Annotated in this window: 14 protein-coding genes; 5 read left to right on the top strand and 9 right to left on the bottom strand. The window is 71.8% G+C overall.

Annotation, left to right across the window (positions count from 1 at the left end; genetic code table 11):
* On the bottom strand, window positions 1–901 hold a 901-nt coding region (locus tag ACYVIP_RS05170; protein ID WP_460392542.1), incomplete at its 3' end, for a PPE domain-containing protein.
* A complete protein-coding gene (locus tag ACYVIP_RS05175; protein ID WP_460392544.1) occupies window positions 898–1374 on the bottom strand; it encodes a hypothetical protein in 477 nt (158 codons plus the stop codon). The genes ACYVIP_RS05175 and ACYVIP_RS05170, both read right to left, overlap by 4 nt.
* A 137-nt stretch (window positions 1375–1511) precedes the next feature.
* Here ACYVIP_RS05175 and ACYVIP_RS05180 point away from each other — a divergent pair, with 137 nt between their 5' ends.
* Genes ACYVIP_RS05180 through lysS form a run of 3 tightly spaced genes read left to right on the top strand, consistent with a single transcriptional unit; the run spans window position 1512 to window position 5039 of the window.
* The gene (locus ACYVIP_RS05180) at window positions 1512–2093 is read left to right on the top strand and encodes a PaaI family thioesterase (RefSeq protein ID WP_460392546.1); all 582 of its coding nucleotides are present in this window, start codon (window positions 1512–1514) and stop codon (window positions 2091–2093) included.
* A 25-nt stretch (window positions 2094–2118) separates the two neighbouring features.
* The gene (locus ACYVIP_RS05185; protein WP_460392548.1) at window positions 2119–3324 is read left to right on the top strand and encodes a metallophosphoesterase; all 1206 of its coding nucleotides are present in this window, start codon (window positions 2119–2121) and stop codon (window positions 3322–3324) included.
* Between the two features lie 56 nt (window positions 3325–3380).
* Window positions 3381–5039 carry a lysine--tRNA ligase gene (lysS, locus tag ACYVIP_RS05190; RefSeq protein WP_460392550.1) on the top strand — a complete coding sequence of 553 codons (1659 nt, stop codon included), beginning with the start codon at window positions 3381–3383 and terminating at the stop codon, window positions 5037–5039.
* 89 nt (window positions 5040–5128) lie between these two features.
* Here the strand turns inward: lysS and ACYVIP_RS05195 are convergent, their stop codons facing one another.
* On the bottom strand, window positions 5129–5686 hold the full coding sequence (locus ACYVIP_RS05195; protein WP_460392552.1) for an SMI1/KNR4 family protein: 558 nt from the start codon (window positions 5684–5686) through the stop codon (window positions 5129–5131).
* 56 nt (window positions 5687–5742) lie between these two features.
* Window positions 5743–8028 carry a serine/threonine-protein kinase gene (locus tag ACYVIP_RS05200; protein WP_460392554.1) on the bottom strand — a complete coding sequence of 762 codons (2286 nt, stop codon included), beginning with the start codon at window positions 8026–8028 and terminating at the stop codon, window positions 5743–5745.
* Between the two features lie 453 nt (window positions 8029–8481).
* On the opposite strand from ACYVIP_RS05200, the gene ACYVIP_RS05205 reads away from it, so the two are divergent.
* Window positions 8482–9138, top strand: coding sequence for a hypothetical protein (locus ACYVIP_RS05205; RefSeq protein WP_460392556.1), 657 nt, complete (start codon window positions 8482–8484; stop codon window positions 9136–9138).
* Here ACYVIP_RS05205 and ACYVIP_RS05210 read toward each other — a convergent pair.
* The 3 genes from ACYVIP_RS05210 to ACYVIP_RS05220 all read right to left on the bottom strand — a co-directional run bounded on the left by ACYVIP_RS05210 (window position 9069) and on the right by ACYVIP_RS05220 (window position 12233).
* Entirely contained in the window at window positions 9069–10064 is a 996-nt protein-coding gene (locus ACYVIP_RS05210) for a glutamate ABC transporter substrate-binding protein (RefSeq protein ID WP_460392558.1), read from the bottom strand. The genes ACYVIP_RS05205 and ACYVIP_RS05210 overlap by 70 nt on opposite strands.
* Complete coding sequence (locus ACYVIP_RS05215) at window positions 10061–11416, bottom strand: hypothetical protein (RefSeq protein WP_460392560.1); 1356 nt, start codon at window positions 11414–11416, stop codon at window positions 10061–10063. Before ACYVIP_RS05215 ends, ACYVIP_RS05210 begins: the two co-directional genes overlap by 4 nt.
* A 196-nt stretch (window positions 11417–11612) precedes the next feature.
* A complete protein-coding gene (locus tag ACYVIP_RS05220) occupies window positions 11613–12233 on the bottom strand; it encodes a PadR family transcriptional regulator (RefSeq protein ID WP_460392562.1) in 621 nt (206 codons plus the stop codon).
* 74 nt (window positions 12234–12307) lie between these two features.
* Here ACYVIP_RS05220 and ACYVIP_RS05225 point away from each other — a divergent pair, with 74 nt between their 5' ends.
* On the top strand, window positions 12308–13495 hold the full coding sequence (locus ACYVIP_RS05225) for an FAD-dependent oxidoreductase (RefSeq protein WP_460392564.1): 1188 nt from the start codon (window positions 12308–12310) through the stop codon (window positions 13493–13495).
* 79 nt (window positions 13496–13574) lie between these two features.
* Here ACYVIP_RS05225 and ACYVIP_RS05230 read toward each other — a convergent pair whose 3' ends face one another.
* Window positions 13575–13715 (bottom strand): hypothetical protein, encoded by a 141-nt coding sequence (locus tag ACYVIP_RS05230; protein ID WP_460392566.1) that lies wholly within the window; start codon window positions 13713–13715, stop codon window positions 13575–13577.
* Window positions 13715–13837 carry a hypothetical protein gene (locus tag ACYVIP_RS05235; RefSeq protein ID WP_460392568.1) on the bottom strand — a complete coding sequence of 41 codons (123 nt, stop codon included), beginning with the start codon at window positions 13835–13837 and terminating at the stop codon, window positions 13715–13717. The genes ACYVIP_RS05230 and ACYVIP_RS05235 overlap by 1 nt, the downstream gene beginning before the upstream one ends.
* Window positions 13838–13981 lie beyond the last annotated feature (144 nt).

A 13981-nucleotide genomic window follows, 5' to 3' on the forward strand; every position in this document is an offset into this window, starting at 1 on the left:
GGCCGGCTGGCAGGTTCGGGTCGGCGAACCCGGCGGCGGCGGTCGTGCCGGGGACAGTGGCGGCCGGCACGGGCGTGTCCGCCGGCGGCGGTGGGCTCGCCGGCGGGTGGTCCGCCGGCGGCTGGTCCGATGGCGGCGGAGCCGCGTAGGGAGCGTCGGGGCCGGGGGTCCAGGACTCGCCGGGCTCGATGCCGGTGTGCGCGTCGGTGAAGTGCGGGATCTGGTCGTGCACCTGGCGGGAGTGCGCCTCGTAGCTCTCCATCACCGCGACCGCCTCGGCCTTGCGGGCCCGGGCGCGCTCGTGGCTGACCAGGCCGTCGGTGAGCAGTTCGCGCAGGAAGACCGCGTCGCTCGGGCCGCCGGTCAGGGTGACGGTGTAGCCGTCGCGGAAGTTGCGCTCGGCGGAGGCGAACGCCGGGTCGGGCATCCGGCGGCGGGCGGTCTCGACCGCCTCGGTGTAGTTGGCCAGGCCCTCGGCGATCCGGCCCGCGGTGTGCGACGCGGTGCCGGCCCAGTGCATGAGCCGGGTGTTCGCGGCGGCGGCGTCGACCGCGGCCTGGCCCTGCCACGAGGTCATCAGCCGTTCGACGACCTGCTGGACGCGGCCGGTGGTGCCCTCGATCCGCCCGGCGAGCGCCTGCCACTGGCCCGCACGGGCGTACATCGTCACCGGGTTGGCGCGCATGATCATGTCGTAGAGCTGTTCGTGCTGGTAGGCATCCCAGTTGATCTTGCCGAACCGGCGGGCCGAGCGGTTGCGGGCACGCTCGCGGCCACGTTTGTCGGCGCGTCGCTGGGCCCGCTCGGACCGCGGGTGCGCCTCGTGCCAGGTCTCCCGGCGGCGGTCGCGGTCGTAGTCGCGGGAGGCGTGGTTGTCCGCGCTGGAGAGCCAGTCGTTCACCGGTCCGCCTCCCCGGCCAGCTGGGCGAGGTGGCGGTTGAGCCGGGCCGCGAGGTCGTTGTCCACGCCCTGGTAGGCGCCGAGGGTCGCGAGGATGGCCGAGCGCACGGTGACCAGCTCCTCCAGGTAGTCGACCAGCACGGCCTGGACGCCACCGTCGAGGTCGGCGCGGTCGAGGAAGGCCTGCCGCAGGTGGGTGGCGACCGGGCCCGCGCCGTCGCCGAGCGGGCCGGTGAGCGTGCCGGCCTCACGGAGCTGGGCGAACAGGTCGTCGTGCAGGTCGGCGAGCTCTCGCTCGGCGCGGACGAGGGCGTCCACGTCGACCGCGATGCCGTCCATGCCGGTACCGGCCGCGCTGTGCGTCGGCGCCGCGCCCGCCCGGATGTCGGGTGAGACATAGGCCACGGCCTGTGGCCGGTGTTCGTGGTACCGCTCCTTCGCCTCGGTGAAGCTGTCCACCCGTTCGCGCACCATGCGCCGCCTCCCACCCCGGATCCGTGTCAAGCCTGGTCATCCTGACGTGCGCGGACCACCGAAGCCAGCGCTTCGTGCACAACTGGTCACATCGATGACTCAACTGAACAAGACAGCGCGGTGACTACGCTGATGAGGTGAGTCGCGTACCCCCGCCATGGCCTCCGGTCGAGGTCGAGCCAGCCCAACGACATCCCGACGCCCCCGAGCCGGGCACCAAGCTCGGCCCGCACTACGCACACTGCTTCGGCTGTGGCGACGATGTCGAGCACGGGCTGCACCTGCGCACCGTGGCGGACGAGCACATGACCATCCGCGCCCAGTTCACCGTCACCGAGGCCCACCAGGGCGCGCCCGGCCTCGCCCACGGCGGCCTGCTTGCCTGCGCGTTCGACGAGGCGCTCGGCGTGACCGTCGGCGAGCAGCTGCGCCAACCCGCGGTGACCGGCCGCCTGGAGACCGACTTCCTGCGCCCGGTCCCCGTCGGCTCCACCCTGCACATCGTCGGCAAGCTCGACGGGATCGCCGGGCGCAAGGTCTACGCCAGCGCCGACGGCCGGCTCAACGCGCCGGACGGTCCGGTCGCACTGCGGGCACGAGCCCTGTTCGTGACCGTCGACATCGCCCACTTCGTCGAGCACGGCCGTGCCGAGGATCTGCGCGCCATCGCCGAGGATCCAAGCCTGCTGCGGCAGCGCCGCTACGACATCAACCCGTGAGAGGCCGGCCGTGGTGTTTGGCTTGATGCTCAGCGTGCTCATGGCGCTGGTGCACTGGTACGTGTGGAAACGTCTGGTCAAGGACGTCAGCAGACCGGGGCGGGCGCGCCGGGTCGCCACCGTCGCGCTCGTGGTGCTCGCCCTGCTGATGATCGCCACGCTGACGCTTGGCCGGGTGGTTGCCCCGGACGTGGCGCAGTGGTTCAGCTGGCCCGGATATGTCTGGTTCGCGATCGTGGTCTACCTGTTCATGACCACGCTGGTGCTGGAGCTGCCCCGGCTCGCGCTGCGCGGCTGGCTGCGCCGGACGCCGCTGGAGGCGACCGCGACCACCGGCGAGGCGCCGCCGGTCAGCCAGCCGGCGCCGGAGCCGGAGCCCACCCCGCAGGTCAACCAGAGCAGGCGGCTGTTCCTCGCGCGCGGCACCGCGGTGGTGGCCGGCGCGGCGACCGCGGGCCTGGTCGGCACCGGCATGGCGAACGCGTTGGGCCCACCCGACCTGCTGCGGGTCCCGGTGCGGCTGCCCGGGCTGGACCCGAGCCTTGCCGACTTCCGGATCGCGGTGGTCAGCGACATCCACCTGAGCGCGCTGCTCGGCCGGGGGCACACCGAGCGCATCACCCGGATGATCAACGAGACCGAGCCGGACCTGGTGGCCATCGTCGGCGACCTGGCCGACGGCCTGCCAGACGAGCTGCGCCACGCGGTCGAGCCGCTGGCCGACCTGGCGCCCCGCGAGGGCAGCTTCTTCGTCACCGGCAACCACGAGTACTTCGCCGACGCCGACGCGTGGGTCCGCGAGCTGGACCGGTTGGGCGTGCACACCCTGCGCAACGAGCGCACCGCGATCCGGCGCGGGTCGGCGTCCTTCGACCTCGCCGGGGTGACCGACGTGACCGGTGAGCGCAACGGGGACGCGCCGGACTTCGAGCGCGCGCTGGGCGGGCGGGACACCGCGCGGCCGGTGGTGCTGATGGCCCACCAGCCGGTGATGGTCGACGAGGCGGCCGAGCACGGGGTCGGGTTGCAGCTGTCCGGCCACACTCACGGTGGCCAGATGTACCCGTTCCAGCACTTCGTCCGGCTGCAGCAGCCCGCGGTCTCCGGGCTGTCCAAAGTGGATGACACGTGGTTGTACGTGACCAGGGGCGCGGGGTTCTGGGGCCCGCCGGTGCGGGTCGGCGCCCCACCGGACATCACCGTCATCGAGCTGCGCCCGGACCAGCAGTAGGCTGGCGCACGCGCTACAGCAGGTGTGGCGCTGAGTGCAGGGTGCGGAGGAACCTCGTGGCCGAGGGGGAACTGAGCTGGGTCCAGCGGGCGGCGGACACGGCGATCGAGCACGCCGAGAAGTCGGGCGCCGGCACGATCGTGTGCGAGTCCGGGGTGTCGCCGTCCGGCCCGATCCACCTCGGCAACCTGCGCGAGGTGATGACCGTGCACTTCGTCGCCGAGGAGCTGCGGGCCCGCGGCCTGGACGCGGTGCACCTGCACTCCTGGGACGACTACGACCGGTTCCGCAAGGTGCCGGCCGGCCTCGACCAGGGGCTGGCCGAGCACGTCGGCAAGCCGCTGGCGGCGGTGCCCGACCCCTACGGCGAGCGCGAGTCCTACGCGGCGCACTTCATCGCCGAGTTCACCGACGCGCTCACCAGGATGGGCGTGCGGATGAGCGAGATCCGCCAGTCCACGCGGTATCCGGAAGGCACCTACAACCCCGCGATCCGCCACGCCATGGACCGCCGCGGCGAGATCTTCGACATCCTCGCCGGCTTCCAGACCGAGGGCCGCCAGGAGAAGTCCGTCGAGGAGCGCCGGGCCGCCTACTACCCGTTCAAGCCGTACTGCCAGACCTGCGGCAAGGACTTCACCACCGTCACCGACTACCAGGCCTCGGTGGTGACCTACCGGTGCCGGTGCGGCCACGCGGGCGAGATGACCCTGGCCGACGGCGCGACCATCTCCGGCAAGCTGGTGTGGAAGGTCGACTGGCCGATGCGCTGGGTCCACGAGCAGGTGGACTTCGAGCCCGCCGGTGAGGACCACCACGCGCCGACCAGCAGCATCGCCTCCGGCAGCGTGGTGATCAGGGAGATCTTCGGCGGAGTCGCGCCCTACTCCTTCCCCTACACGTTCGTCGGCCTGGCCGGCGGGTCGAGCAAGATGTCCAGCTCGACCGGCGGCGCGGCGATCCCGGCGACCGCGCTGGACGTGCTGGAGCCCGCGATGCTGCGCTGGCTGTACGTGCGGCGCGCGCCGTCCCAGTCGTTCACCATCGACCTGTCGCCGCGCGCGGTGCAGCGGCTCTACGACGAGTGGGACCAGTTCGGTGAGCGTGCGGAGGCGGCCGACGCCTCCCCGGCCGAGGCGCATCTGCGGGAGGTGTGCCTGCGCACGTCGGCCGGCGTGGTCGACCACAGCCGTCGCCCGGTGTCGTTCCGGCTGCTGTCCTCGGCCGCGGACATCACCCAGGCCAACACCGAGCAGATCGACCGCCTGGTCCGCCAGCACCTGCCCGACCTGCCGGCGCACGACACGCTGGTCAAGGAGCTGGAGCCGCGGCTGACCTGCGCGATCAACTTCGCGACCAGGCTGCTGCCGCCCGAGGAGCGGACCACGATCCGCACGTCGTTCAACGACCAGGTGTGGCAGGGCCTCGACGAGCAGACCCGCGAGGGCGTGCACAGGCTCGACGAGCAGGTCGACGACGCCTGGACGCTGGACGGGTTGACCACGCTGGTGTACGGCGTGCCCAAGCTGCTGCGCGGCCTGCCGCTGGACACCCCGCCCACCCCGGAGCTGAAGAAGGCCCAGCGGGCGTTCTTCGCCGCGCTCTACCGGCTGCTGTGCTCCTCGGACACCGGCCCACGACTGCCCACGCTGCTGCTGTCCATCGGCCAGGAGCGCGTCCACCAGCTACTGGCCGGTCCCGAGACCCGGGCCTGACCCGCGACGTCGTCGACCGGCCGGACGCGGGTCCCTACCCCGCCGAGACCAACGGTGCAGCCCGCGGACGAGGTCGCTGAACCGTCCCCTCAGGCGAGCTTCGCTCGCCAGCCGAGGTACGGCTTCCGCATGCCCCAGACGAAATCGTTGCTCGCGGGATTCTCGGGCAGGTCCCCGGTCGTCAGCCGACGGAGGAACTCGACCATGCCCATGTCGAAGTGGACGAAGTCCGGGTCCTCGTCCCGTCGCCACACCACGACCGGCCACTCGTCCGGCTCGGCGGAGGTCATGATCCAGCCATACAGGTCAGGCTCGCTGTGGCCCACCCCCCAGGCCAGGAGCTGTTCCGGGGCATCCAGTCCCGGGATGACGAGGTCCTCGTCCCACCGGTCGTTCCACATATCGCGGAGGTTCACCGACTCGTCGGCCATCTCGTCCGCGCGGTAGGGGTAGCCCTCCGGTGCCGTCGGGGGCAGGACCGTCAGCCCTTCCGTCCCGACGGAGCCCGTGCCGTAGACCGACATGAACTCCTTGTAGTCGGCGGGAAGGCCCGTGCCGAGCTCGGCCTCCACCACCCGCCAGTCGAACAGATCCCCCTCGGCCTGCTCGGCCGACATGACCTCACGGAGACTGCTGAACTCCGACACGGGGCTACTCCTTTGGATCCCGTCCGCACGTGTGTCCCAGGTATCGCCCCTGGGCACTAGGTCAGCGTGCGGGGGCGGATGGCGTTCGCCCGGTCGACCAGGGTGTGGCGGCGTTCCGGGTTGCTCGCCAGCCGGGCCAGCGCCCGGTACCAGCGTTCGAGGCCGAAGCGCAGCTCGCGTTCGGCCAGGTGACAGCCGAGGATCGTGGGGCCCGCGGTGCCCGGCGGGGCCGCGCCGTGCCGGCCGGCGCGCACCCAGTGGTAGGCCGCCTCGAGCACCTCGGCCGACAGCTCGGCGCGCCGCTCGGCGTCCAGCGACAACCGTTCCAGGCGCCGGCCGGCGTCGTGCAGGTCGTGCTCGGCGACCGCGGTCACCTCGTTCGGCCGGATCTTGATCTTGATGGCGGCCACCTGCGCCGCCACGTAGTGGCTCGAGGTGTCCGGCACCGCCTCGAGCACCTCGATCGCGCTGGTCCGCGCGCCCTGCGCCAGGTACACCCTGGCCAGGCCGAACGCCGCGCTCACCCACTGCCGGTCGGTGCGCCAGACCAGCTCGTAGTACCGGGCGGCGGCGAAGTAGTTGCCGGCGTACTCGGCGCCGACCGCGAGCGCGAGCTTGGGCGGGACCTCGCCGGGCACCGCGTCGTACACCCGGTCGAACGCCGCGCTCGCCTCGTTCGGCTGGCGCAGCGCCAGGTGGATCAGGCCCTGGTACCAGTCGGGGCGCCAGTCGGCCGGGTCGTTCGCCAGCCGGCGGGCGGCCTCCAGCTCGCCCTGGGCCGCGCGCAGGTCGCCCAGCTCCAGCCGCGCCCTGACCAGGCGCAGCCGGACCTCGATCGAGTCCTGCGGCGCGGAGGAGAGCGCGGCCAGCATCTCGGCGGGCTCGGCGGCGGTGATGCTCGCCAGCGTGCTCGCCGCGTGGTCGCCGGTGTCCACCATCGGCAGCGGCAGGATCGACGCGACCTCCATCGGGTCCGGCGATGGCAGCGAGCCGCCCTCGCTGACGACCATGCCCGAGCCGAAGGTCCGCGTCTCCAGGGCGAACACCGTGGACGTGCCCGGCCGGGGCCGGCCGGTGCCCAGCGCCATGACCTCGCGCAGCACGCCGGTCAGCTGGTCGGCCATCTCCTCGGCGGAGGTGAAACGCAGCAACGGGTTCTCGTGCGTCGCCCGCCGCAGCACCCGCTGGTAGGAGCCGAACAGGGCGAACAGCGGCTCCTCGTCCGGACCGGGCAGCGTGAACTTGTGCCGGGTGGTGTAGCCGGAGAACTCGATGGACAGCACGGCCAGCGTGCGGCCGACGGTGTAGATGTCGGAGGCGACCGACGCGCCCTCGGTGGCCAGTTCCGGCGCGGAGTAGCCGAGGGTGAAGAACAGCGGGCTCTCGTAGTCGTCGGTCTGGCGGACCGCGCCGAGGTCGATCAGCTTGAGCTGCTCGCCCGCCTGGATCACGTTGTCCGGCTTGAGGTCGCAGTAGAGCATGTTGACGCTGTGCAGGTACCCGATGGCCGGCAGGATCTCCAGCCCGTAGGCGATGACCTGCCCGATCGGCAGCGGCTGGGCGCGGCCGGTCTCGCGGTGGTGTTCGAGGGCGAGCTGGCGCAGGGACTGCCCGCCGACGTACTCCATCACGATGTAGCCGACCTGGTTGCCGGTCTTCGGGTCGGGGTGTTCGACGAAGTTGTAGATGCGCACCACGTTCGGGTGCTCGACCTCGGCGAGGAAGCGCCGCTCGGCGACCGCGGAGGCCATCGAGGTGGCGTCGCCGGTGTCGATCATGCCCTTGAGCACGACCCAGCGGTCGCTGACGTTGTGGTCCTTGGCGAGGTAGATCCAGCCGAGGCCGCCGTAGGCCAGGCAGCCGAGCACCTCGTACTGCCCGGCGACCAGGTCGCCGTGGAACAGGCGCGGGCGGAAGTTGAACGGGTTGCCGCAGGAGGGGCACTCACCTTCGGTGACGCCGGGCTTGCCGTCGCGGGCGCGGCCGACCTCGGCTGCGCAGTTGCTGCAGAAGCGCTTGTTCTCGCTGACCGCGGGGTCGGTGAGCACGGCCGAGGCCGGGTCCTTGACCGGCACCACGGGCACCTCGACCAGGCCGGCACCGAGGCGGCCGCGGCCGGAGGTGCGGGAGGAGGTCCGGCGGCCGCTGGTGGTCGGGGAGGACTGGGAGCCGGTGCCGTGCGGGCTGTCCTGGCTGGGTGTCGGCTCGCGGTGGGGGGCGGCCGGGGACTCGATGCTGAGGGTGACCGGGGCCTCGGCGAGGACGCTGGTGGGTTGTGGGTCGGTGTCGGACAGGGCCGCCGGGGGGCGGGTGCCGGCCTGGCGGGGGGCGACGTTGGGCATGGGGGTGCCCTGGTTCCAGCCGGGGGCAGCCGGTGGCTGGGGAGTCGCGCGGGGTGGGACGTACTGGGTGGCGTGTTGTTGGCTGGAGGGCTGGCCGGAGGCCGGCCGGCTGGGTTGCGGTTGGCCGGGAGATGTCCAGCCGGTTCGGGACTGGGTGGTGGGGCGCGGGTGCTGCGCGGGCTGGGACGGCGCGGGCGGCGCGTAGCCCGCCTGGGACTGGCTCGACTGCGACTGAGTTGACTGCGAACGACTCGGCTGCCCCTGGCCGGCCTGGGCCTGGTTCGGTTGCGACTGGCCCGACTGCGTACGACCGGACTGGGCCTGGCCAGCCGGCGGCTGGCCTGTCGAAGACCGACTCGGCGGTGGCTGGTTCGGGTGCTGTCCCGGGCTCGGTTGCGAACGACTCGGTGGCGACTGGCTCAGCTGGGACTGGCCAGACTGCGGCTGACCCGCTTGAGCACGACCGGACTGCGGCTGGCCAGCCGGCGGCTGCCCCGGCTGAGACTGGCTCGGCTGGAACTGACCCGGTTGCGCACGACCGGACTGGGCCTGATCGGCAGGCGGCTGACCCGGTTGCGACTGGTTCGGTTGCGGCTGGCCCGGTTGCGAACGGCTCGGCTGCGGGCGACCGGCAGCCGGCTGGGACTGGCTCGGTTGCGCGTTGCCGGGCTGTGGCTGGCCTGGAGCCCACTGCCCCGGCTGCGGCTGGCTCGGCTCGGCCGCCGCATGTGCACCGCCAGACCCAGGACGTCCCGGGCCTGGCTGGCGGGCCTGCTCACCCGGTTCCTGACCGGCCGGGCCCGACTGGCGAGCGCTCACCTGAACCGGCCCGGCCTCACCGGCCGCCAGCTCGTTCGGGGCCCGGAACCACCCGTCCTCCGGCCCCGCACCCGCCGCACGCGACCGCTGGGCCTGCTCGGCGGCCTGCCACCGCAGCTGTTCGACCGAATCGGCCCCCGGCACGGCCACCCCGCACAGCGTGCAGTTGCCGTCCACCACGTCACCGGCGCATCCCGGCCTCGGGCAGTTCACCATCGCCATCATTCCCGGTACTTCGGAGTCGGTGCGACCGGTCGCGGGCCGCCCGTGCCGCCGAGCCAGGTGTTGTAACTGTCCACCCAGTCGCCGCTGTCGATCGACTGCTCGATCACCCCGTTGACGAACCGCACCATGTCCTCGTCCTCTTTGGGAATCCCGATCCCGTACGGCTCCTTGGTGAAGCGCTCGCCGACCATCTTCACGTTCGGGTCCTGCGCCACCATCCCGGCCAGAATCGTGTCATCCGTCGACACCGCGGCGACCTGCCCCTGCTGCAACATGATCAGGCAGTCCGTCCAGTTCTCCACCTGCACCGGGATCGGCCCGGCCTCGTGCTCGGCGATCGTCTTGATCGAGGTGGATCCCTTGGCGGCACAGACCTTCTGGTCGCCGAGCTCGGCCAGGGTGGTCACCTCGGAGGCCTGGTCGACCAGCAGGCGCTGGCCAGCCAGGTAGTAGATCGCCGAGAAGTTGATCTCCTGCCACCGCTGGCAGGTCGCGGTGAAGGTGCGCACCACGATGTGCACGTCCTTGTTCTTCAGCGCGTCCACCCGCCCGGCCGAGGTGACCACCTTGAACTGGACCTTGTTCGGGTCGTTGAAGATCGCCTTGGCGATCTCGCGGACGCGGTCGATGTCGAAGCCCTCCAACGCGTTGGTCGTCGGGTCCCGGAAGCCGAACAGGAAGGTGTTCTGGTCCACGCCGGCGATCAGCTTGCCGGCGTCCTGGATCTCCTTCATGGTCGAGCGGTCCGGCATCTGGCCGGGCGCGGGCATCGGGTCGAGCGGGCGCAGGCTCTCGGTCGGGTCGCAGTCCGGCGCGGGCGCGTCCGAGGTCGACGGCGGCGCCGGGTTCTCTTCCGCGCCAACGGGTTGCGGTCGCTCCGCGGACTCGACGGTGGCCAGGTCGACCGGCCGGCCGGCGCCCGCGCACGCGGTCACGGCGAACACCAGCGATGCCAACAGCAACGCCACCCTGCTCGAACGAGCCACCCTCACCGGTACTCCCGCAGTCGGTCCCTGATCCCCATTGTCACCCCGGTCGCGGCCACCAGTGCCAGCACCGCGGCCCCCGGCACCAGGCCGGTCAACGCGCTGCTGGCCGCCCCGGTCTCCTCGACGAACTGGGTGCGGCCGTTGTTGATCGCCTTGAGCAGGTTCCCGTCCAGGTTGCTGAACTTGGCCGCCGCGCCTTCCTCGTCGCCGCCGATCGCGAGCGTGACGGCCTCCTGGTAGGAGCCGGCGTCATCCAGCTCGCGCACCTGACCGTGCAGTTCCAGCCAGTCGGCGACGTCGCGTCTCGCCTGTTCGAGCACCGCCCTGGTCTGGTCGTCGGCCGCCAGTTCCTCGGCGCGTACCAGCAGATTCTCCCGCCCGTCGCCGGACAGCTCGCCGGCAAGGCCCTTCCACTCCTCCTCGTAGCCGCCGCCGTCGCCGCGGGCCACCAGCGTCAGGGTCTCGTTGGCGCGCATCTTCAGCGCCACGATCCGCGCCTGCACCGCCAACTCCACCTGTTCGGTGCCGGAGTCGTGTCCGTCGGCCACGCTGACCGCCTCGACCACCAACGCCACCGTGCCCCAGACCAGCCCGACCAGTACCGCGATGGTGGCCGCCAACAGCCCGACGTTGAGCAGCCGGTTGGTCCGCCTGGTCAGGTACAGCTGGGTCGCGACCAGCGCGGCCAGCAGCGCGAGCACCAGCGCCGCGGTGATCCACGGGAACGACCGCGCCTGGGCCTGTTCGTCGGCCAGCCGGCGGAAGTCGATCGAGTACAGCTCCTGGGCGGCCGGCAGCAGCTTGGCGCGCATCAGCCCGGACGCCTCGCGCAGGTACGCCGCGCCGGCCGGGAAACCCTGGCGGTTGTAGGCCCGCGCGGTCTCGACCAGTCCGGTGTAGACGGGCAGTTGCTGGGACAGCTGGTCGACCTGGGCCTGTGCCTCGGGCACCCCGGCGACGTCGGCGGCCGCCTTGGCCAGGTTCGCGCCGGCCTGTGCGATGTCCAGCTCGTAGCGTTCGCGCAGGGCCTCCGGGGGGTTGCCGCCGGCGAGGAACGCGCTTGCCGCGGTCGCGTCCGCGTCCGACAGCGAGCGGTAGATCTGCTGGGAGGCCGCGGCCACCGGCTCCCGGTGCTCGATCAGGTTGTCGATCGTGTCCTGCTTCTGCTGCAGGGCGATCGCGCCGACCAGGCCGGTGAGCAACGAGAGCACGACCAGCCCGACGCCGACCACGAACAGTCGCCCCGGCGTGCTCGCGGCGGACCGGCGGGCCCGGCGCACGGCCGTGCCCGGGATCCCCCACACGCCCTTACGCGACTGAGAGATGCCCGTTTCGGGTGGTGAGACAGTCACCATCTGTGACCCCGGCGGAGTGCCCACGCTCGCAGAGTCAACACGACCGCGCACCTCATGGTGTCTGGTTCCCCCTCGCAGTTACGCCCCTGTGATGTGATCTGAACTTAGTGCAGTGACCCCAGCGGGGCCACCATTCGAGCCACTCACCCCAGCGACATCAGTCACGCTGGGTAACAGCCCCCGGCTGCCATCCGGGTCAGTCGCCGCCCTCGCCACCCTCGACAGCCTCGGCGACCTCGCGGATCCATTCGCGCGACCAGGTCAGGGTGCCGGTGCGCAGGGCGTCGACGATCTCGGTGACCCAGGACAGCTCCGCCGTGCGCAGGGCGATCCGATACTCGTCGTCCAGCAGGAACAGCCGGGGGAGGTCGGGGACGGCCACCAGTTCCGCGCGCAGCTCGGCCACCTCGGCGCGCAGCGCGTCGAGCCGGACGGTCAGCCTGGCCAACGCCTCGGCCGGGTCGAGCAGCATCATCGAGGCCAGTGCGGCCGGGAACTCGCCGAACTCCCTGCGTGGATCGGACAGCATCGCGCCGGTCCACTCGCGCAGGGCGGCCAGGCCGTCGTCGGTCAGCTCGTAGACCGTGCGCTCCGGGCGGCGCTCGGCGCGCTCGGTTTCATGCACCGCGATCAGCTCGGCCCGCAGCAGGCGGTCGATCGTCTGGTAGACGCTGTTGCGCTGGGCGACGTTGGCGATCCGGTCCTTGCCCCGCGTCTTGATCAGCTGCTGCATCCGGTACGGGTGCATCGGTTCCTCGGCCAGCAGCGCGAGCAGCACCAAGGCCAGCGGGGAACGTCGATCGGAACTCCTCGGCACGACCTCACCCTAACCACCCCTGGTCACGCAGGTCATTTTATGTATAGTCATTCTATAACCATAGGGAGGTTGGTATGCGGGCACTGATCATCGGCGGCGGCATCGCCGGATCCACAACGGCGATCGCCCTCAAACAGGTGGGGATCGACTCGACGGTCTACGAGGCCTACGACCGGACCGCCGACGGCGTCGGCGCGTTCCTCACCGTCGCGGTCAACGGGCTGGCCGCGCTGGCGCCGCTCGGGTTGACCGACCTGTTGCGCGACAAGGGTTTCGACACGCCGGCAATGGTCGCCTGGACGGGCGGCGGCCGGCGGATCGCGGAGTTCTCCTTCGGCGCCCCACTGCCCGACGGCACCGGCAACCAGACGATGACCAGGGCGGCCATCTACGGCGCGCTGCGCGACGAGGCGCTGCGCCGGGGCGTGCCGATCGAGTACGGCCGCAGGCTGGTCGCCGCGGAGTCCACCGCCGACGGCGTGCTGGCCAGGTTCGCCGACGGCACCACCGCCACCGGCGACCTGTTGATCGGCGCCGACGGACTGCACTCGGTCACCCGCCGGGCCATCGACGGCCAGGCGCCCGCGCCGAGGTACATCCCGCTGATGAACGTCGGCGGCTACGCCACCGGCGTGCGCCCGGGCACCGCGCCCGGCGTGCTGAACATGGTCTTCGGCAAGCGGTGCTTCCTCGGCCATCAACTGGCCCCGGACGGCACCGTGTGGTGGTTCGCGAACCCGCCGCAGCCGACGGAGCTCTCCGCGCGGGAGGTCGGCGCGATCACCGCCGACCAGTGGCGGGCGCGGTTACGGGACCTGTTCGCCGAGGACGTCCCCATCGCCGGGCGACTCGTCGACGGGGCCGCGCACCTGTTCACCGGCTGGAACAGCTACGACTTCCCGACAGTGCCCACCTGGCACCGCGATCGCCTGATCATCGTCGGGGACGCGGCGCACGCCACCGCGCCCTCCTCCGGCCAGGGCGCGTCGATGGCGTTCGAGGACGCGGTGACCCTCGCCAGGTGCCTGCGCGACCTGCCGGACGTGCCGGCCGCGTTCGCCGCCTACGAGCGGTTGCGCCGCGGGCGGGTGGAACGGGTGGTGGCCAGGGGAAAGCGCAACGGCGACGGCAAGGCGCTCGGCCCGGTCGGCCGGGCGCTGCTGCCACTGTTCTTCCGGCTCATGGCCATGGCGCCGGGCGGCGGGCAGAACTGGATCTTCGACCACCGGATCGACTGGGACGAACGGGTGCTCGCCGGATGATGGGGGATCCGGTGCGGCGCGGCGCGGGCGTCGTTGACCGCGCGACACCGCACCGGGCCCCATCCCGGCAGCGCGGTGCTCAGTCGCGCTGCCGGGTAGTGCAGGACCGGCACAGAACTTTCCGTGGCCAGCCCTCTGGCCGGCTGCCCCACATCGGCCACGCCACGCCCGCCAGCGTGGCGAGCAGGCAGTGCCCGCACAGGCGGCGCCGAGCGGTCATCAGTTGTATCCGCGGATGAGGTGGTCCTCGGCGGAGCGTTCGGCGCCGCCCTGCCGCTGTCCCTCCCGCGTCGGCGGGCCGCTCACCGTGGCTTCGCGTTCCCCGTTGGACTGTTCACTCATGCGGTGAGTCTGGAAACGAGAACTCGACGGTCGCTCGAGAAATGCACGAAAAGGCTGGACTTTTCCAGGCCGGCGCTATTCATTCACCCCCATTGTCGGTCCTTTGAGGACACATGAAAGTGTGACAACGTGGCGGGACTCGTA

This window comes from Actinophytocola sediminis, assembly GCF_054779715.1.